Source organism: Segatella hominis (genome assembly GCF_019249725.2).
In the GTDB taxonomy this organism is placed as follows: Bacteria; Bacteroidota; Bacteroidia; order Bacteroidales; family Bacteroidaceae; genus Prevotella.
In genome coordinates this window covers 2,330,068-2,350,366 of sequence record NZ_CP137559.1, presented here as the reverse complement: position 1 = coordinate 2,350,366, position 20,299 = coordinate 2,330,068, and the positions used below count along the sequence as shown (strand labels likewise).

The 20,299-nt window shown below is 43.1% G+C and carries 12 protein-coding genes and 1 tRNA gene; 10 read left to right on the top strand and 3 right to left on the bottom strand.

What is annotated here, in order from left to right; translation table 11 throughout:
- Position 1 precedes the first annotated feature (1 nt).
- On the top strand, positions 2 to 688 hold the full coding sequence (locus tag KUA50_RS09695) for a PP2C family protein-serine/threonine phosphatase (RefSeq protein ID WP_218457023.1): 687 nt from the start codon (positions 2 to 4) through the stop codon (positions 686 to 688).
- Positions 685 to 1,236, top strand: a complete 552-nt coding sequence (locus KUA50_RS09690; RefSeq protein WP_218457024.1) for a hypothetical protein — start codon at positions 685 to 687, stop codon at positions 1,234 to 1,236. The genes KUA50_RS09695 and KUA50_RS09690 overlap by 4 nt, the downstream gene beginning before the upstream one ends.
- Positions 1,237 to 1,307: 71 nt before the next feature.
- Here the strand turns inward: KUA50_RS09690 and KUA50_RS09685 are convergent, their stop codons facing one another.
- Together KUA50_RS09685 and KUA50_RS09680 are read right to left on the bottom strand one after the other, a co-directional pair.
- Complete coding sequence (locus tag KUA50_RS09685; protein WP_218457025.1) at positions 1,308 to 1,952, bottom strand: hypothetical protein; 645 nt, start codon at positions 1,950 to 1,952, stop codon at positions 1,308 to 1,310.
- A gap of 315 nt (positions 1,953 to 2,267) precedes the next feature.
- Positions 2,268 to 2,349 (bottom strand) — tRNA-Leu (locus tag KUA50_RS09680).
- A 228-nt stretch (positions 2,350 to 2,577) separates the two neighbouring features.
- Here KUA50_RS09680 and KUA50_RS09675 point away from each other — a divergent pair.
- The 4 genes from KUA50_RS09675 to KUA50_RS09660 all read left to right on the top strand — a co-directional run bounded on the left by KUA50_RS09675 (position 2,578) and on the right by KUA50_RS09660 (position 9,571).
- On the top strand, positions 2,578 to 3,885 hold the full coding sequence (locus tag KUA50_RS09675) for a histidine-type phosphatase (RefSeq protein WP_218457026.1): 1,308 nt from the start codon (positions 2,578 to 2,580) through the stop codon (positions 3,883 to 3,885).
- A 21-nt stretch (positions 3,886 to 3,906) separates the two neighbouring features.
- On the top strand, positions 3,907 to 5,172 hold the full coding sequence (locus KUA50_RS09670; RefSeq protein ID WP_218457027.1) for a hypothetical protein: 1,266 nt from the start codon (positions 3,907 to 3,909) through the stop codon (positions 5,170 to 5,172).
- A 404-nt stretch (positions 5,173 to 5,576) separates the two neighbouring features.
- The gene (locus tag KUA50_RS09665; protein WP_218457028.1) at positions 5,577 to 8,258 is read left to right on the top strand and encodes a hypothetical protein; all 2,682 of its coding nucleotides are present in this window, start codon (positions 5,577 to 5,579) and stop codon (positions 8,256 to 8,258) included.
- A 26-nt stretch (positions 8,259 to 8,284) separates the two neighbouring features.
- Entirely contained in the window at positions 8,285 to 9,571 is a 1,287-nt protein-coding gene (locus KUA50_RS09660; protein WP_318346021.1) for an OmpA family protein, read from the top strand.
- Positions 9,572 to 9,732: 161 nt separating this feature from the next.
- Here the strand turns inward: KUA50_RS09660 and KUA50_RS09655 are convergent, their stop codons facing one another.
- Complete coding sequence (locus KUA50_RS09655) at positions 9,733 to 12,690, bottom strand: DNA gyrase/topoisomerase IV subunit A (RefSeq protein ID WP_413777423.1); 2,958 nt, start codon at positions 12,688 to 12,690, stop codon at positions 9,733 to 9,735.
- Positions 12,691 to 12,795: 105 nt separating this feature from the next.
- Here KUA50_RS09655 and KUA50_RS09650 point away from each other — a divergent pair, with 105 nt between their 5' ends.
- From KUA50_RS09650 to KUA50_RS09635, 4 genes are all read left to right on the top strand, one after another.
- Positions 12,796 to 14,358, top strand: a complete 1,563-nt coding sequence (locus KUA50_RS09650; protein WP_022110121.1) for a glycine--tRNA ligase — start codon at positions 12,796 to 12,798, stop codon at positions 14,356 to 14,358.
- Between the two features lie 99 nt (positions 14,359 to 14,457).
- Complete coding sequence (locus KUA50_RS09645; RefSeq protein ID WP_218457030.1) at positions 14,458 to 15,123, top strand: FKBP-type peptidyl-prolyl cis-trans isomerase; 666 nt, start codon at positions 14,458 to 14,460, stop codon at positions 15,121 to 15,123.
- A 627-nt stretch (positions 15,124 to 15,750) separates the two neighbouring features.
- The gene (locus KUA50_RS09640; protein WP_022110119.1) at positions 15,751 to 17,136 is read left to right on the top strand and encodes an MATE family efflux transporter; all 1,386 of its coding nucleotides are present in this window, start codon (positions 15,751 to 15,753) and stop codon (positions 17,134 to 17,136) included.
- Between the two features lie 280 nt (positions 17,137 to 17,416).
- Positions 17,417 to 20,248, top strand: a complete 2,832-nt coding sequence (locus KUA50_RS09635; RefSeq protein WP_218457031.1) for a M16 family metallopeptidase — start codon at positions 17,417 to 17,419, stop codon at positions 20,246 to 20,248.
- Positions 20,249 to 20,299 lie beyond the last annotated feature (51 nt).

Below are 20,299 nucleotides of genomic sequence, written 5' to 3'. Positions count from 1 at the left end.
TATGAAGGTATTTGAATATACAAACAAAGGTAGTAGGGAAGAGAACCAGGACTATGTTGTTCATGGTTCTCTTTCTGAAGAATCTTGTGCATTTGTTGTTGCTGATGGCATGGGAGGCTATTCTGAAGGTGCTATGGCGTCGAAGGTAGTTGGTGACGCTTTGCTAGACTTTATCGAATTAAACTATACAAGTTTTGAACCTGCCATTTTGTTGAAGGAAGCTATTTCATTTGCTAACGATGCACTTATGCTGAAACGTATAGCGCTTGGTGTCTCAAAGATGGGATGTGTTGTAACTGTTCTCTTTATTACTAAGGGGTATGCATATCTGTCATGGTTGGGTGATAGTCGTATATATATGTATAGGGATGGTAAAGAAGTCTATCGCACGGAAGACCATTCTGTCATAAATGAATTAGCTAAGATAAGGAGTCTTGTACCATCAAGTTATGATAAGTATGCTTCTGTTGTCACAAAGTCTATAATGGGCGATGTTCCGGTAGATGTTGCTCCTATACGTAAAGTCAAAATCGAAAAAGGTGATATTTTTATCCTTTGTACGGATGGACTTCATAAAGAACTTGACATGACAAGAGTAGTGGATTATAATGAAAACAAGAAGGATGATTTTGATTCATTTGCTCCTCGTGTTTCTGATAATTTTTCATTCATAAAGATTGAAGTATGATATTAAATGATACTATAATTGATGATATTAAAAGAAAGTCTGGACTTATGTTTGATAAGGCCGTAGATTTTGGTCTGTTATCATCTTATATATATAAGGATACTGGACGAACTATTGGCGTAACAACCCTAAAGCGCCTATTTAATTACATCAATGATGAGAGAAAAACGAGCGAGTACACTCTTAATACAATAGCATTGTATATGGGGTACAAATCTTGGGACATTTATTCTTCTTCAAAGATGCTAGATAGTGAATGGGGATATAAAGATGAAACTGTCTATATCAATGCCTTAGAGGTTGGTACGAGAATAATGATTCAGTATTTGAACCGAGTTGTGAACTTTGAAGTATGTGCAATAGATGGGCAAAACGTTCTTAAAGTTACTTCAACCCAGAATAGCAGTTTGAAAGAAGGGGATATTCTTTTTGTTTGTAAAATAAAAAAGGGTGATATCCTGGAGGCGAATAAAGTGCTTAGAGGGTTAAATGTTGGCAATTATAGAACTAATGGAGAGATCAAAGTTATAGAGATTGTTAATAGTTGAAAATGCAATAAACAAAAACAAAGTCATCTGTTTGAACAGATGGCTTTGTTTTTGTTATACAGTTTGTGGAACTACTTAGAATTATTTAATAGTTTGTCAATGCTGAATGTAAAGGTATAATCATTCTGTACATTCTCTATCATGATTGGCATCATGATAGTCATAGTCTTGCCTACATATGATGAAGCTTGTGCATCTCTTGTGGCAGCATCGTTATAAACGCATGGTATCAAGTACTTTTCTCTCCATCCTCCATATTGACCAGATACGAAATAGACGTTGTCTGTAGGTAAGAGTAGGTCTGATAAACTTGCACCTTTAGGTACTGTAGAGGCTGGTTGACTGTTGTTGCGCTCATTGTATTTCACACCAGAGTGCATTACTCGACCAGTTTGGCCTTTGTAATCAACATAGCTTATATCATCCCAATTAATTTTAAGGGTATGTCCGGACTTGTTGGTTAAATCAAAATTAAACTGTTTGGAGCCAACATACCATACGATATTAATATAATCATCTTCATAACGATACTTGTTGGTTGTTCCATCCTGGAAGTTTACTACCTTAGTATCTCCAAACTGCTGTTTTGCATTAGCAGGACTCTCTACAGTTTTTAATCCAATAGAATAGTCTGCTACATAGCTTTTGAAAGCACCACATGAAGTCATAGCTATTAAGGCTATGGCTGTACATAAAAGATTTCCTAGTTTCTTCATTACTTATATATTTTAGAGTTGAACATTTCTAGAATGCAAAGATACAATAATATTTGTTCAGTTGTATCATTTTGGCAAAACGTGGACAAACATGGATGAATACCTCATTTAGTTTTTGTTTAAATAGGTTAGAAGAATATTCGTATTAAAAGAGCGTTACTAAATGGCATGAAATAGTGTGAAAGTATGTAAAATGATACCTTGCTTTTGGCTGTTACTATAGATTAGCATTGAAATATGTTGCCAAAATGTTGCCAAAAATAGAAAAGAAAAAATCCTAACCGCTTATTATCAAGCAGTTAGGATTTTCTTCAGTGCGCCTGATAGGACTCGAACCTACACGGCCTGAACCACTAGATCCTAAGTCTAGCGCGTCTACCAATTTCGCCACAAGCGCATTTGTGGCTGCAAAGATACAACTTATATTTCAATTAAAAGAAGAAAAATATAAAAAACTTTGAAGTTACTTGCTTTTTTGCTGAATTTTTACTATTTTTGCAGGCTGAGAAGAAGATGTAAGTCTTTTAACCGATGCGGCTGAATTCGGCACTCATGTTCTCTGAAGAAATCGATGTTGGGCTAAATGCCTGAAATAAAAATATACAGATAAAGAATGAAAAACGAAATGAAAAAAGTATTGCTGTTTGCTGCGGTATTGCTGGCAGGAAACAGTGCCTTGGCGCAGACTCCACAGGAGGATTTCAAGAGGGATATTACGCTCTCTGCAAGTAACTATGTGGCTTATCGTGGTCCTCAGAAGCAACTTACTCCTGCTCCTAAGGGATACAAACCATTCTATCTGAGTCACTATGGTCGCCATGGCTCACGCTATATGATAGGAAATAAGGCCTACGATGTGCCTTACTTTTCTTTGCTCAAGGCGAAGCAGGAGGGTAAACTGACTGCCAAGGGTGAGGAAACATTGGAAAAAGTTAAACTGATACGTGATGATGCTAAGGGTAGGGATGGCGAACTGACGCCGCTCGGAGCTATCCAGCATCAGGGAATTACCAAGAGAATGATGGAGCGATTCCCGGAGATTTTTGCAGGTAAAACCAATATCGAGGCGAGAAGTACCGTTGTTATCCGATGCATTCTCTCGATGGAAAACGGTCTGCAGCAGATGCTTCGCATGAATCCTCAACTCCATATCTTCCATGATGCCAGTTATCACGATATGTATTATATGAACCTGTCGGATAAGCGACTGGACAGTTTGAAGAATTGTATCGGAAGAAAGACGGTGCAGGAGGAATTTACCAAGAAGCACGACTGCTATGACCGCGTGATGAAGGAACTCTTCAACGATCCGTACTGGGTGAAGCAGAATATCAATCCGCGCGACCTCAACTGGAAACTCTTTGAGATGGCTGGGGCTATCCAGGGTACTGAACTGCGTGGCAAGGTTTCTCTCTACGACCTCTTCAATGAGGAGGAAATCTATCAGAATTGGGTGGTAAGCAATTCCTGGTGGCAGATGTCATACGGATATTCTCCTTATACTGGTGCCGAACAGCCTTATTCTCAGCGCAATCTCTTGAGAAATATCATCGAGAAGGCTGACAGTTGCATCGCTCTCCAGCATCCGGGCGCTACGCTGAGATATGGTCATGATACGATGGTGACTCCGCTTACCTGTCTGCTCAACCTGAATGGTTATGGTGCGCTTATCAAGGATCCTGAGAATATTGCCAAAATGTGGTTTGATTATAAGATTACTCCGATGGCAACCAACCTGCAGTTTGTCTTCTATCGCAATCAGAAGAAGCCGAATGATATCTTGGTGAAGGTCCTTCTGAATGAGGATGAGGCTACCTTGCCTATCAAGAGTGATGTGGCTCCTTATTATCATTGGAATGATTTTAAGGCATATTGCATGAAAAAGCTGGACTCTTATCCAATGCAAAGAGACGACAAGAAAATCATTAGATAGAAATAGGAGAGATTATAACATATGGAACTATCTACTTGTTTTGCAAGCCCGGAGATTTACTATTCCTTGGCTTGCTTCACTTATATTTTATCAGGTGTGTTCGGTGCCATCATCAGATGGCGCCACATGTGCCATCCTTATAGTGAACAAGGCGACTACTTCTACCCTGCACGCCGCCAAGTAACCTTCTTTTATGGAGCTGTAGTCTTACAGTTTCCATATGTGCTATGCCCATCAGATCCTGACGCTTGGTTTTTCGCACGAAGTTTCGGAATCATCTTTTACCCTATCTGCTTTGCAGTTTTGTTCTTCCGATATTTTCGAATGAACACTATATGCAATATACAAGACTTGAATAAGAAAGCCCTCTACAACCTACTCTTCATCTTGCCCTTTCTTCTTTTGATTGTGATGTTTTTCTTTGTAACGTTTCGTAATGGAGATGTCTTTACCCCCTATCAAAAGGAATGGGAATATGGATTGGGCGGCATAAGCCTTTTACTATCCTACGGCTTTATGAGAGAATGTTGGTGGTTAAGTCGTAAATTGGATAATTTCAACATACAGAATTATTCCAATGAAGATGACTTTCCTTATGCTTTTGCCAAGAAAGTATTTAGGCTTCCACTCATAGGTTTTACTATCATGTGGATAGTCTTTCTTTCGGAAAGTCGCGAGGTCTATATGGGGGTAAATATCCTCATGGCTGTGTTCATGGTGTTTTTTCTTTGCCAGATTCTCCATCCCAACAAAGCCATACGCTCTCCTTTGGTGAAAGAGGAACTGGAATGTATGGAAAAGGAATGCCTTGAAAATATAATGCGGCGAAACGAGGATTTTAAACCTGAAAATTCTGCCTCGTCCGAAACAGACGAAAAAGTAAGTTCTTGCCAAAAGGTAGTTTTAGATGTGGAGGGTGGCATCGACAAGGAAGCCCTGCTAAAGCAGATGGCAGAGAAGGATTGGGAAGCCGTAAAGAAAGAGGTACTTACCATCGTGAGCCGTCGCTACTTAGAGCCAAGTCTGAAGCGAGTGGACGTCATTCGTGATGTTACCCTGATGAAACATACCCTGGCTGGCACTTTCATTACCCAGGTGGGTTTTTACAAGTTAGTAAATGCCTTTCGTGTTCGACATTATGAGAGATTGATGGAGACATCCAACTCAAATCTGAGTCAGGACATGGCTGCAGAGCTGTGTGGATTCAAGAACCGTTGGGCACTTTCTAACGCCCGCAAGCGTTTGGAGGGTTTTGACTATAGTTTGATAGAAGAATATGTTTCATAAAGATATTTGACAAACTGTTTTGTTTGTACAAAGGTGTGGTGTTCTCCGCACCTTTTTTTGTTGTTTTGCTATTTCTCACCACTAAAAATTACACCAATACTTACATTTCAATGTGCTTTTTCTGTGAATATGAGGCGGATTTAGTTAAAAGATGTATAATCCAACGCGCGTTCATGTGGAAAAACTGATATTCACGAGAAAAAACTCACGTTCACCACACTTTGAGATTATTTTCATAAATTTGCAAGCGTTGACTATGACACGACAAGGTTATCAACAAAAAAGTAAAAGATTATTAACTTTGCTTCTGATTGCTTTATATTGGTAATGTGAATGTAATTGTGAGTTATTTTATGTTTATATAAGGTATAAGTAAAATAAAGAAGTTTTAAACCTAAAAGATTATGAAAAAGAAAATTTATCCAATGCTATTTGTCGCAGCCTTGAGCCTGTCGGCATGTACGGAGGTTTTAGAACCTAACGTGGACTATGGTGGAAACACATTCATCAACGACTATTCAGCGTTGGTCGATGCTGTGAACAACCTAAACAAGACTTTACAAGAGCGTTTTGATGCCCTCAATCAACTGCTGAAGAGCAATATGGTAGATATCAAACTTGCTATTGACTCCAACACGGGTGCCATCAAGGTACTCAGCGAGAAGACAGAGCAAGGATTGAAGGACGTGAACACCTCCATATTCAATGGATTCACCACCCTTTCAGGCAAAATTGACGAACAGGGCAAGAGCATTGTTGTTGCCATGAACAACAACGGTGAGTTGCTGCGTCTCCAGATTGACGAGACAGGCAAGTTGCTCTCTACCTCTTTGTTGAACTCAACGGATGCCATCGTGAAGGCCATCAACGACCAGACGAAGTCGTTGGAGGAGCGCTTCGCCATCTTGGACGCTTCCTTGAAGGCTGGCTTTACCGATGTGAAGGTCAGCGTAGATAAGAATACAGGCGCCATCACCTTGTTGGATAAGAATACAAACGCAAGCCTTGAAAAGATTAACGGTTCGTTAACAGATGGCTTTAAGTTGCTCAAAGAGCAGATTTCTACGACAGGCAATGATGTCATCTACGCATTGGACAACAACGGCAACTTGCTCCGTGTTGAATTGGGCAAGCAGCAGGAGGCTCTCAGTGCCACCATCGTAGGTCAGACAACCAAGCTCATCGCTGCCATCAATGACCAAACCAGCACTTTGGACAAGCGCATTAAAGCCTTGAGTACCGTAGTGGAGACTGGTCTGAAGAATGTTGTGGTCAGCGTAGATAAGAACACAGGTGCCATCACGTTGCTCGACACGAATACACAGGTAAGCCTCAATGGTATCAACATGTCCTTGGGTAAGATTGACGGAACTTTGATTTCTGGATTCCAGGCTATCAAGACAGAGATTTCTACCACAGGTGGTAATATCATCACAGCATTGGACAAGAACGGCAACTTGCTCCGTCTGGAACTTGACAAGCAGCAGAAACTTCTCAGTGCAACAATCGTGACTCAAACTGACAAGCTCGCCAAGGCTATCAACGACCAAACTGCATCTTTGAGTAGCCGATTTGAAGCACTCACCACAGCTCTTTCTACAGGTTTGGCAGATATCAAGGTGGAGATTGACAAGAACACAGGTGCCATCAAGACCTTAGATACAAATACACAAGCAAGTTTGGGTACTCTCAATACGACTATTTTGAATGGCTTCAACAAATTGAACGAGACCGTGGACGACAAGGGCAACAAGATTGTCACAGCCATCGGTACACAAACTGATGCCATCGGTACACAAACAGAAGCTATCAAGAAGCAAGGTAAGTTGCTGCGCATGACTATCACGAAGTCTGGTAAACTGATAGCAACAGAGATTGTAGGTAGCATCAATACATTGAATGCAACTCTTGCGAGTCAGAATGCTTTGTTGGAATCTAAGTTGGATGCTATCAACACCGCCATCTCAAGTGGTTTGGCAAAGGTGACAGCAGAGGAAAGGAGGATCGGCAGGACGCTCTTGTTTGGCTTAACTGCCATCAACATCCAGTTGAAAGGTACCAACACTGAGTTGCAAAACGCAAATGCTCAGTTGAAGACACTGAACACCACCTTGAAGGATCTCAACAAGAACTTAGTATCTGGCTTCAAGACGGTGGGGAATAGCATCAATAAGATGTCTGGTGAATTGTCTGTCAAACTTGCCGACAACACGACTGCTATCGTCAATATGGAAGGCAGCATGAAGAATAATCTCAAGAGCCTGAAGGACGCTGTAGATAAGCAGGGAGGCGATATCGTTACCGCTATCGACAAGAACGGCAAAGTAGTTGTTGCTGCTATCGACAAGAACGGCAATGTTATCAGCACGGCCATTGCTGGTGTCGTAGATGCTATCACAAAGCAAACCGCAGACCTCAACAAGGCTATAACAGATGGTACTGCTTCCGTGGTTGCTTCCAATGGTAAATTGAAGACTGCTATCGAAGATGCCATCAAGTCACTGGAGAATAAGCAGGACGCAAACGCCAAGACGCAGATTGACCTCTTGAAAAAGATGCTGGCTGACAATGGTATCTATAAGATTCCAGGCGACAACTCTTCCATCTATGTAGATCCACGTTTGTGGGAGGCAATCCAATATACAGATCTCGGTGGTGTCATAGCCAATATGCTGACTGTAGCAGAAGAACCATCTCTTTACTATTCTGCCGCATACGCTGTACGTGATAATGAATTGGAGAATGTATCCACCATGGTTTGGGCAGAAAAAATAGAAAATGGTCCTGCTACATTAGCTGCTGGAACCCTCCAACCAATGGATTTGGCAAATGGCAAGCAGGTAATACGAGTGACCAAGGTTATTTCTTATATAAGATATCGTTTTATTTCCTTTGACAAAAATATAGAGAGGATAAATTACATTGATTCTAGGGGAAAATTAGGAGCGACTACTTCTAGTACGAGTGTATCAATGCCATTCTATACATACGCTAAGGGCATTATCACCTCTCTTGTGAAGTGCAACATTTATCTTGAGCCAAATGCGACTGTAACCAGCATACCAGATTATACTTGGCCGGAGTAGAAACTTAAAGCTTGGAGATTATGAAAATGAAACGTTTAACTATAGTGGCGGCCGTCATAGCGACGGCTACCACACTTCAAGCCCAGACCTACAATGATACGGTGCGAACCCACACCTGGTCCATCTACGGACAGGGGGGTGTAAGCTACTATCATGGTATGCGAGGAGCGGATGTCTCGGATTCGAGAAGACCTATTTCGCCCGACGCAGCGGTAGGCTTGAAGTATAACATCAAGCCATGGGTGAGAATTGGCCTGAACTTGGAATACACCATGCTAAAAGCTACTGGCAAGCATGTGGCTTCCTCTACTGTCACAAAGAATGACTTTGTGATTACAGACCCTTCTACAGGCAAAACTTACCCTGCGCCATTGGAGACAAAGATTGACCGCATACAGAACCGCTACAATATGCACTATGCGATGGCCGACCTCAACTTCGATTTCAATATCATGGAGTTTTGGCACAATCGTAAGGCACAGAAGTTCAACTTGTGGTTAGGAGTGGGAGCGGGTTACCTACATGGCTGGAACCGATTCTCTGCCACTACTTCCTATAGGGAGTTGGCAGTAGCGAAGGGCGAGGGATATTATAATGTCTATAGCCACAACTACCTGACCTCAGATGTGGAGAAAAAGCAGGTGAATGCCTTGTACATCCCGGTTTCCCTGAGCTTCGAGTACGACATCACGCCTCGTTGGACCATCGGTTTAATAGGACAGTACAAGTACTTACCTCTCGACAACGACCTCACGCCTAAGGGCATAGTTAGTGGTGGATTGGTTCTTCGCTACAACTTTGTGGGCAAACGTATGCCAACCAACAAGGCACTCTATTACAACACGCTTGCTGAACAGCAGGAGATGAAGGACGCTTACGAGCGACAACTGCAGGATAAGCAACGGGAGAATGACGGTTTGCAAAGCAAGTTGCGCAAGAGCCAACAGGAGAATGCCGACTTGAAGGCATTGGTGGAGGATTGCCAAAATGCTAATGCGAAGGTAAATGGTCATGATGTCTATTTCCCAGTCAACAAGACTAAAATTATCGAGCAGGAACGCATTCGCCTAAATGATTTCATTGCTTCTCTGAAGGAGCAGAAGAACTATAAGTTGACCATCATCGGTGAAGCATCATCAGATGGTCCTTCTTCCAAGAACTTCAAGCTCAGTGAGGGGCGTCTGAACAATGTCGTAGATTATCTCAAGAAGAAAGGCATAGAGGACTTCTCCATCAAGTTGGAGAAAGCAGTGGGAGACAGCAATGGCTGCCCAGACATAAAGTGTCGCAGAGTTCAGATTACTGTAGAGTAAAGTCCTCAGTAACAGGGAGCTTAAATTATGTAAACCTTTTATACAAAAAGCCGCCTCAAAAAGGAAAAATAAATTCCTCAGGGGCGGCTTTTAATTTTTTTCTATAGTAGCAACAGCTTGATAGCACGACTACTTTTTTCTTTGTTCTTCAACAATTCATTCTATTGTTTTTTCAACCAGTCTTTATCTTTCTCATTCTCTTCTGTGAATCTTTTGTCATCGAAAAGGCTTGTCTGTCCTGTCAACTCGTCGATAACCTGCTGTTCACTCTTGCCTGCATCAGGATCAAGATTCTCACGTAGTTCCATAGTGGTGTTTTCAGAAGAATTGCCATCGTTCCCGCCACTTTGAGTACCCTTAAAAGAATCATCTACAGAACCTTCTTCCTCCCCACCAGTTGGTTCAGGGAATCTCGTTGGCTCCAGTTCTTCGATGCTTTCTATCTTCCAGGTAGTGAGACGCTTGCCCTTTGCCTTGAAACTCTTCTGTCCGATAAACTGTTCTGCATCGATTTCCTCGGCAGGTCGGATAGCATCCACGCCGCCATAGGTAACCTTGATTCTCGGATAAACCGTGTCGGTGAGCAAAATCAGCTTGCAGTTAGGATTTTCACCCATGAAGTTCTGATGGCGCTTGATGGCATCCATCGTGAAGCGCTTGATATAAGGATAGCCCTGATTGTCGGCATCGTAGAGAATGGCGGTCCAGATCTTGTGCTCGTCCCATTTTTCCAGACGGAGGATATTGTCCTCGTAATGGTTGTTCGGGTCGAAGTTGGTGATGTAGAAATCGCCATCGTCGAGTACTACCAGGATGCTTTCGTCGTCATTGAATTCACCGAGGAATCTTCCGTTCTCATCATAGTTGATGCGGTTTACGTCTGGGTCAAACCAAACCTTTCTTCCTCCCAAGGTGCTGTGACCGTGACTCTTCAGTCCGATGCGTTTGATGGTACGCTTGGTCAGGAGATTTCCCTTGGCAGCACGTCCCTTGATGAGTATTTCGGAGAAATCCTTCTCCAGGAAGATGCTCTGTCGTTTCTTCGACAGGTCTGGCTCCATAGTTACCTTGATGATTTCCGCTTCGCCATTAGGGTTGGCGGTGAAGTAGATGATGCGGCTGCCAGGAGTACCCTGGGTGATGTCGTACAGTTTGTCGCGGGTCATCGCCGTCACGTTGAATCGCTTGATGAAATAATCACCTTGTTTTCCGTCGCGATAAACGCAGTTGTAGATGGTGCGCTTGTCGTTTTTCTTGAATACCTGTACGTGGAGGATGTTCTTTCCTACGAATATCTTGTCGGCCACCTTTATGACCTTAAATTTTCCGTCTTTATAGAAGACGATGATGTCGTCGAGGTCGGAACAGTTGCATACGAATTCATCCTTCTTGAGTCCGGTTCCTACGAATCCTTCCTGTCGGTTGATAAACAATTTCTGGTTGGCTTCTACCACCTTGGTCACCTCGATAGTGTCGAAGTTGCGTATCTCGGTTTTGCGAGGATGTAACTTGCCGTATTTGCCTTTGAGGTATTCAAACCAGTTGATGGTCACATCGGTCATGTGGGCAAGGTCGTTTTCTATCTCAGCCAGTTCTGCCTTAATCTTCATCAGGAGATCATCCGCCTTATCCTTATTATATTTAAGAATACGCTGCATCTTGATTTCGAGCAGTTTGAGAATATCTTCCCGGGTGATTTCGCGATGGAAAGCATACTGTACCATTCCCTTGCCATCCACCTCGGCAGTAAAGAGCTTGTCCTTGAAAGGTTCCAACTTTGAGTCGATGAATGCCACTACCTCATCCTGACTCTTACTCTGCTCAAACTTGCGCTCCTTGTAGATGCGCTCCTCGATGAAAATGCGCTCCAGAGAGGAGAAGAAGAGCTGTTCTTCCAATTCGCCCTTGCGGATCATGAGTTCCTTGCGGAGCAGTCCCATCGTGCAATCTACGCTATGCTTGAGCACATCGCTGACGGTGAGGAACTTTGGCTTGTTGTCCTCGATGACGCAGCAGTTGGGTGAAATATTGATTTCGCAGTCGCTGAAGGCATAGAGGGCATCCATCGTCTTGTCTGACGACGTGCCAGGAGTCAGATGGACGAGAATCTCCACGTTGGCAGAAGTCACATCATCCACCTTTCTGGCCTTGATTTTACCTTTTTCTACAGCCTTGGTGATAGATTCGATGAGGCTTCCTGTAGTCTTACTGTATGGAATCTCGCTGATGATAAGAGTCTTGTTGTCGAGTTTGTCTATCTTGGCACGAACTTTCAGCACACCGCCCCGCTGGCCATCATTGTATTTGCTTACATCAATGGCACCACCTGTAGGGAAATCAGGATAAAGCGTGAATGGTTCGCCCTTCAGATAGTGAATGGCTGCATCGCAGAGATCATTGAAGTTGTGGGGCAGCACCTTGCTGCTCAAGCCTACGGCGATACCTTCTGCACCTTGTGCAAGGAGCAGAGGAAATTTGGCAGGCAGGGTGATAGGCTCTTTATTGCGGCCGTCGTATGAGAGCTGCCAGTCGGTAGTCTTCGGGTTGAATACTACGTCGAGTGCAAACTTGGAAAGTCGTGCCTCGATATAGCGGGGAGCAGCCGCACGGTCGCCAGTGAGAATGTTTCCCCAGTTACCCTGTGTGTCGATGAGCAGGTCTTTTTGTCCCATCTGTACCAGGGCATCACCGATGGAGGCGTCACCGTGAGGATGAAACTGCATGGTGTGGCCCACGATATTTGCCACCTTGTTGTATCTGCCATCATCCATACGTTTCATGGAGTGGAGAATGCGTCGCTGTACAGGCTTCAATCCGTCCTCGATGTGAGGCACGGCACGCTCCAGAATTACGTACGAGGCATAGTCGAGGAACCAGTTCTGGTACATACCGCTGAGATGGTGTACAGCGGATGCGTCGAATCGGTTCACCGGCTTATAATCGGAATGCTGTTCGGTCTGATTTTTCAAATCATCCTTTGACGAATCCTCTAAGTCGTCCTTTTGCGAATCCCCCAAATCGTCTTTAGAGGTGTTCTGCAGGTCGTTATTTTGAGAATCTTGCAAGTTGTCAGGATTTTGACCTTCTATTCCGTCTTTATCTTTAATTTCGTCGCTCATAGATAGCTTTTAATACTTATTTTGATAATTTATGGCAAAAATACAACAAAATTTCGAGAAAAAAGCGTATCTTTGCCGAAAATTTGAAAAAAATAAGTTTTTATCATGGCACAGGAAGATGTTTTTAAGAAAATCGTAAGCCATTGCAAAGAATATGGCTTTGTATTCCCAAGTAGTGAAATTTATGATGGCTTGGCAGCTGTTTATGATTATGGACAGAATGGTGTTGAGCTGAAAAATAATATCAAGCAGTATTGGTGGCAGAGCATGGTATTGCTGCACGAGAACATTGTTGGTCTTGATGCTTCTATCTTCATGCACCCTACTGTTTGGAAGGCTTCCGGCCACGTAGATGCTTTCAATGACCCATTGATTGATAACCGCGACTCTAAGAAGCGTTATCGTGCTGATGTGCTCATCGAGGATCACATGGCTAAATACGAAGAGAAGATTGCTAAGGAGATTGCTAAGGCAAAGAAGCGTTTCGGCGACAGCTTTGATGAGGCTCAGTTCCGTGCAACTAATCCTCGCGTTCTGGAGAACCAAAAGAAGTTTGATGATCTCCATGCCCGCTATACTGAGGCTATGCAGGGTCCTAACCTGGAGATGCTGAAGCAGATTATCGAGGATGAGGGTATCGTTTGCCCTATCAGCGGTACTAAGAACTGGACTGATGTTCGCCAGTTCAATCTGATGTTCTCTACCCAGATGGGTGCTGCCAGCGATGCTACCAGCAAGGTTTATCTCCGTCCTGAGACTGCTCAGGGTATCTTCGTAGATTACCTGAGTGTTCAGAAGACTGGTCGTATGAAGTTGCCATTCGGTATCTGTCAGATTGGTAAGGCTTTCCGTAATGAGGTTGTTGCCCGTCAGTTTGTATTCCGTATGCGTGAGTTCGAGCAGATGGAGATGCAGTTCTTCTGCCAGCCAGGTACAGAAATGAAGTGGTTTGAGTATTGGAAGAAGGTTCGTCTGGCATGGCACGAGGCTCTCGGCATGGGTAATGAGAACTATCGCTACCACGACCACGAGAAGTTGGCTCACTATGCTAACGCTGCTACAGATATCGAGTTTAAGATGCCTTTCGGCTTCAAGGAGGTAGAGGGTATTCACAGCCGTACCGATTTCGACCTTTCTCAGCACGAGAAGTTCAGCGGCCGTTCTATCAAGTACTTCGATCCTGAAAAGAACGAGAGCTATGTGCCTTACGATGTAGAGACTTCTATCGGTGTTGACCGTATGTTCCTCAGCGTAATGTGCCACTCTTACTGCGAGGAGAAGTTGGAGAATGGTGAGACACGTGTTGTATTGCGTTTGCCTGAGGCTTTGGCTCCAGTGAAGTGCGCCGTATTCCCATTGGATAAGAAGTATGGTCTCCCAGAGTTGGCTCACGAGATTGTAGATGAGTTGAAGTTCCATTTCAATACTCACTATGGCGATCCTAAGGATTCTATCGGTAAGCGTTATCGTCGTCAGGATGCCATTGGTACTCCATTCTGTATCACCGTTGACCACGAGACTCCAAATGATCATAAGGTAACTCTCCGTTATCGTGATACTATGGAGCAGGAGCGTGTTGCTATCAGCGACTTGCGCAGTATCATCGAGGAGCGTGTGAGCATCACAAGCGTATTGAAAAAGCTTGGCAAGGAAATCAAGAATTTCTAATTGCCCCAGTATTTCGGGATATACCTGTATGATTTGTGTAGTCTGAGTGATATGCATATATATAATAAGGTATATGATATAGCAAAACAAAAGATTTAGATGAACTTTAAGAATATTAAATATTTGTTCTTTCTGCTGATGACGGTTTTCGTACTGTCATCATGCAGTGAGACGAATGAGGACGAGTCGAATTCTGAGTTTAGAAATTGGCAGGAGCGTAATGATAAGGCTTTTGCTGATACATTAGCTAAAGCCCGACAGCAGATTGCCAATGGAAGTACGGAGTGGAAGGTGATACGTAGCTGGACACTTCAGAACCAGACATCCACTACGGAAGGACAAGGTGCTGCTTCTACCCTAAAGTATAATGACGATGATTATATCGTGGTGCATATACTGAAGGAGGGTAATAGCGATGCTAATCTGCTCTATACCGATTCTATCCAGTTGAGTTATCGTGGTAGATTGATTCCATCCGATTCTTATGCCAATGGTTATGTTTTTGACCAGACTTTTGTTGCTGATGCGTATAGTCCGGAAACGGCTAAGCCAACAAAGACGACTATTAATTATGGTTGGATAGATGGTTTCACCACAGCCCTTTTGGGCATGCATGTCGGAGACCACTGGCAGGTATTCATTCCTGCTAATCTCGCTTATGGCAGTAGCGTTAAATCAACCATCCCAGCTTATTCTATGCTTCGCTTCGAAATGGCATTGACTGCCTATAAGCGAGGTAAAGGTAGCTGGATAACGGAAGAATAATATCAGGCAGTAATATGCTTTATATGTATAGCAATATACTCGCATTTGATGACTGCTGAAAGATATGATGAAATTTTAGCCTTGGGAGTAGTGATACTTTCAAGGCTTTCTTTTTTTCCCCTCTTTTTCCTCCTTTATGATTCCATGATTTTCAATTCTAAAAATATGTTGCGAAGGCTAAATTAGTGTTTGTGTTCGTACACAATCCTTTGATGTATATCAAAAAAATGTTAGAAAGCTGCAAATTTATTCATAAAAATATTGTGGGTTCCAAGAAATGTAGTACCTTTGCATCAGAAATATAAGTTTTAGGTTTTTAGTTAGGTAATAAATTGTTCTAGGTTTGGTTTTTTAAAAGGTAGGTTATTAAGATTGTAATTCAAGGACGACAGGTATTAGAAGAAAAGGTAAATAAAGATTGTTTATTCAAGGACGACAAATAGGTTAGGTTAGTTTTCATAAAGGTGAAAGTATGTATTTTAGGAATATTGATTGAAGGTAATAATTATTTATGTTAATAAGAAATGGCGGTTCCTCAACATGGAGTCGCCATTTTCCGTGTATTTTGTTTTGACGTAAATCGATAAAAGAATAGATAATAACAAAAATAGGAAAATAAAAATAGATATGCTATATAGTAAGAAAACAGAATATCTGATGGAGTCGATTCGTTCGGGTAGAACGATGGCACGTAGCGAGAAACTCAATCTGATTGTGGGATTGAGTATCCCGTCTATGTTGGCACAGATTTCCACCGTCCTGATGTTTTTTATTGATGCCTCTATGGTTGGTCATCTGGGTGCTGAGGCTTCAGCCAGTATCGGTCTGATAGAATCTACCACATGGTTGGTTGGCAGTTTGCTGAGTGCGGCTGCCACAGGATTCTCAGTGCAGGTAGCTCATTTTATCGGAGCCAATGATTTTGTGAAGGCGCGGCAGGTCTTTCGCCATGCTTTGATTTGTGGACTGGCTTTCAGTGTGTTCCTCTCGCTCATAGGAGTGGGAATACATTCACATCTTCCATACTGGTTGGGTGGTGGTGCTGATATCGCTTCAGCATCTTCTGGTTATTTCCTGATATATTCCTTAGTGCTTCCCTTCGTGTATCTTTATCATACTTCAGAGATGATGCTCAAGTCGGCAGGTAATATGCATACGCCGAGCGTGATGGCTATACTGGTGTGTATTTGTGATGTAATTTTCAATTATATTTTCATTTATATCTGCAAACTCGGGGTTGTGGGTGCAGCTATGGGTACAGCCTTGGCATATATCTGTATTTCACTACCCAATCTCTATCTGTCGGCTTGTAAGAACCGGATGCTTAATCTCCGTCAGGACCATGTGCGTTTTCATTGGGTAAAGGAATATGTGCAGAGAGCCTGCAAGATCAGCATCCCTATCGCCATACAGAATATTCTGATGAGTGGAGCACAGATTGTGAGCACCATGATTGTGGCACCATTGGGCAACATAGCCATTGCTGCCCATTCTTTTGCGATTACTGCAGAAAGTCTTTGCTATATGCCTGGTTATGGTATCGGTGATGCTGCTACTACTCTGGTAGGACAGACTCATGGGGCGGGGCGCATAGACCTGTGCAGGAACTTTGCTTATATGACCGTTGGCCTTGGTATGTTGGTGATGGCATTGATGGGAGTCATCATGTATGTCTTTGCGCCAGAAATGATAGGAGTGCTTTCTCCTGTGGAGGCCATCCGACAGTTGGGTACTACCTGTCTGCGCATCGAAGCATTTGCCGAACCGTTCTTTGCTGCGAGCATCGTGACCTATTGTGTCTGTGTGGGAGCAGGTGATACATTCAAGCCTGCTGCTATCAATCTCGGTACCATGTGGCTCGTGCGACTCACTCTTGCCTATGCCTTATCCAAAAGCTACGGATTGGAAGGTGTGTGGATTGCGATGGCTACGGAACTAACTTTCCGTGGAGTTCTCTTCCTCATACGCCTTTTCCGCGGTTCTTGGATGAAGAGCTTTCAGGTGCATGGATAAAGGACTTCCGATTCATTGAGTTAGTGCATGATTTTCCAGGCTAAAGTGTGAAAATAGCGATAAAAGCGTGAAAATGAGGGATAAAGAGTAAAAAAGCTACAAAATATTTGTTTTCTCCCTTTAATTATGTTATTTTTGCATTCTGAAAGCTACCCGAAGGCGTGGGGGATTTCGTTTTATACTATAAATGTATATTCAGAAAATATCCATTTTCTATAATATGTATGTGTATAGATTAAATAATAAAATGTAAGTAATAATTCTAACATAATAATAAAACATGAGATTAAAGCAGTTTTTTGTAGCGGCAGTGATGCTGCTGGCTACAGGCTCAATGGTGGCACAGCAGATGCCTCAGGTTCCTGTTGACAAGGATGTGAGAATAGGTCACCTTGACAACGGCCTTACCTACTACATTCGCCACAACAATTTTCCTGAGCATGTAGCAAGTTTCTACATTGCACAGAAGGTTGGTTCTATTAATGAGAATGACGACCAGCGTGGTTTGGCTCACCTCTTGGAGCACTTGGCTTTCAATGGTTCTGAGCATTTCCAGGGCAATAGCCTTCAGAACTATCTTCAGAGCATTGGTGTGGAGTATGGTAAGAATTTGAATGCTTACACAAGTATCGACAAGACCGTTTACTATTTTACCGACGTACCAACTACTCGTACTACAGCCGTAGATTCTTGTATGCTCATCCTCAAGGATTGGAGCAATGGTATCTCTCTTACCCAAAAGGCTATCGACGATGAGCGTGACGTTGTACACAATGAGTACCGTATGCGTATGGTAGGTCAGCAGCGTATCATGGAGCGTTCACTTCCTGCACTTTATCCTGGCAGCAAGTACGGTTATCGTATGCCAATCGGTCTGATGAGTATCATTGATGGTTGCGATCCTGAAACTCTCCGTGCTTACTATCGCAAATGGTATCGTCCGGACAATCAGGCTATCATCATAGTAGGTGATATAGATGTTGATCACATAGAGGCACAGATCAAGAAACTCTTCAGCGGCATCAAGGTTCCTGCTAATGCAGCAAAGGTGATCCCTGAGTTGGTTCCTGACAATGATACAGCTATCTATGTAGTTGACAAGGACAAGGAGCAGAACTACGATGTGGCTATGATCAGCATGAAGCACGATGCTACACCTGACTCTTTGAAGGGTAATCTCAATTACTTCGCTACTTCTTATGTTCAGAGTGCAATTTCCAGCATGCTTAGCTCTCGTTTGGGCGAAAAGTCATTGGAGGCTGACTGTCCATATCTCCAGGCTGGTTGTGATAATGGCAGCTACTTGGTTTCCCGCACAAAGGATGCTTTCAGTCTTACTGCAGTTGCCAAGCCTGGCAAGATGCTTGAGGCTTATGCAGCTGTTCTCCGTGAGGCTAAGCGTGCTAAGGACTTCGGCTTCACGGCTACAGAGTACGTTCGCTATAAAGAGGATTTCATGAGCGGTTTGGATAAGATGTATTCTAACCGTGATAAGATGAAGAATGAGCAGTTTACTTCTCAGTATGTAGATCATTTCATCTCTAATGAGCCAATCCCTTCTGTAGAGGATGAATATCAGATCTATAAGATGCTGGTTCCAAGTATTCCTGTTGAGGCTATCAATGCTTATGCCAAGGAGTTGATTTGCGAGACTGATACCAACTTCGTAACACTTCTGATGATGCGTGATGCTGAGGGTGCTGTTTATCCAACACAGCAGCAGTTGGCTGACGTCGTAAAGCAGGTGCGTGGTGAAAAGCTCGAAGCTTACGTTGATAATGTAAAGCAGGAACCATTGATGACAGAGCTTCCTAAGGCTGGTAAAATCAAGAAGACTACAGAGAATAAGCTCTTCGGTTACAAGATGCTTACCCTCTCTAATGGTGCCAAAGTAGTGCTCAAGAAGACTGACTTCAAGAACGACGAGGTACAGTTTGCTGCCACTGCCGATGGTGGTACTTCTGCTTTCGGAACAAAGGATCTCAACGAGGTGAAGATGATGGGTGCCTTGATGAACTCAAGTGGTTTGCGTGGCTTTACCAATAATGATCTCGAGAAGATCTTGGCTGGTAAGATTGCTTCTTGCGGATTCAGTGTTTCAAAATACCGTCATGGTTTGGCTGGTGGCTCAACTCCAAAGGATTTGGAGACTTTGATGCAGCTCATCTATTTGAAGCTCACTAATCTGACTAAGGACGAGAAGGCTGTCAACAACCTGATCAACAATCAGGTAACAGCACTCGCTAATCGTAGCAACAATCCTCAGGCTGTATTCCAGGATTCATTGACCAGTACGCTCTATCCTGGTAATCCAGTATTCCGCACAATGACAGTGGATGAGGTGAAGAGTGTAAACTACGATCGCGCACTTGAACTCGGTAAGCAGCTTTTCGGTAATGCGAAGGATTATACTTTCTTCTTTGTCGGCAACTTCGATGAGGCTAAGATTCTTCCTCTTATCGAGCAGTATATCGCTTCTTTGCCAAGCAACGGAAAGAAGTTTAAGAACGTAGAGACATTGCCAGTGAAGGGTGAAGTTGTCAACAAGTTTACCAAGGCGATGGAGAATCCACAGGATGTAGCTGTTGAGATCTGGTGCTCAGAGGCTCCTTATACATTGCGCAACTCAGTTCTTGCTGATATCGCAGCTCGCGTTATCAATATGGATTACAACCGTAATATCCGTGAGAAGTTGAGTGCTGCTTATTATGCAGGTGCTGATGCTATGGAAAGTGTAAAACTTGATGGCAAGACCATGCGTGTAGGCTTTACTGGTAATGCAATGATGAACCCAGACAAGTCTAAGGATGCTATTCCTTACTTCTATTCTGGCTTGAAGGATGCGATGGAGCAGCCTAATCTGGATGACCTCCAGAAGGTGAAGGAAATCCTTCTGAAGCAGGCTGATGTAAACTGTAAGCAAAATGGCTATTGGATGGGTGTTATCTCTGAGTATTTGCTTTATGGTATTGATACTCATACCAATTACAAGAAGGAGGTAAGCTCTGTAGATGCAAAGGCAGTGAGCGATTTCCTCAAGAATGTAGTGATGAAGGATGACAACCACGTAGAGGTTATCATGCATGCAACAAAGGCTGGTGAGGCTAAGTAACAAGAAAAATGTCACATAAATATATGAAATCCCGATACAATTGTTGTTGTA

Excerpts from the sequence above, each read along its gene's own strand:
- KUA50_RS09640 (WP_022110119.1), top strand. The coding sequence starts at position 15,751 with ATGCTATATAGTAAGAAAACAGAATATCTGATGGAGTCGATTCGTTCG.
- KUA50_RS09675 (WP_218457026.1), top strand. The coding sequence starts at position 2,578 with ATGAAAAAAGTATTGCTGTTTGCTGCGGTATTGCTGGCAGGAAACAGT.
- KUA50_RS09635 (WP_218457031.1), top strand. The coding sequence starts at position 17,417 with ATGAGATTAAAGCAGTTTTTTGTAGCGGCAGTGATGCTGCTGGCTACA.
- KUA50_RS09665 (WP_218457028.1), top strand. The coding sequence starts at position 5,577 with ATGAAAAAGAAAATTTATCCAATGCTATTTGTCGCAGCCTTGAGCCTG.
- KUA50_RS09655 (WP_413777423.1), bottom strand. The coding sequence starts at position 12,690 with ATGAGCGACGAAATTAAAGATAAAGACGGAATAGAAGGTCAAAATCCT.
- KUA50_RS09690 (WP_218457024.1), top strand. The coding sequence starts at position 685 with ATGATATTAAATGATACTATAATTGATGATATTAAAAGAAAGTCTGGA.
- KUA50_RS09695 (WP_218457023.1), top strand. The coding sequence starts at position 2 with ATGAAGGTATTTGAATATACAAACAAAGGTAGTAGGGAAGAGAACCAG.
- KUA50_RS09685 (WP_218457025.1), bottom strand. The coding sequence starts at position 1,952 with ATGAAGAAACTAGGAAATCTTTTATGTACAGCCATAGCCTTAATAGCT.
- KUA50_RS09670 (WP_218457027.1), top strand. The coding sequence starts at position 3,907 with ATGGAACTATCTACTTGTTTTGCAAGCCCGGAGATTTACTATTCCTTG.
- KUA50_RS09660 (WP_318346021.1), top strand. The coding sequence starts at position 8,285 with ATGAAACGTTTAACTATAGTGGCGGCCGTCATAGCGACGGCTACCACA.
- KUA50_RS09650 (WP_022110121.1), top strand. The coding sequence starts at position 12,796 with ATGGCACAGGAAGATGTTTTTAAGAAAATCGTAAGCCATTGCAAAGAA.
- KUA50_RS09645 (WP_218457030.1), top strand. The coding sequence starts at position 14,458 with ATGAACTTTAAGAATATTAAATATTTGTTCTTTCTGCTGATGACGGTT.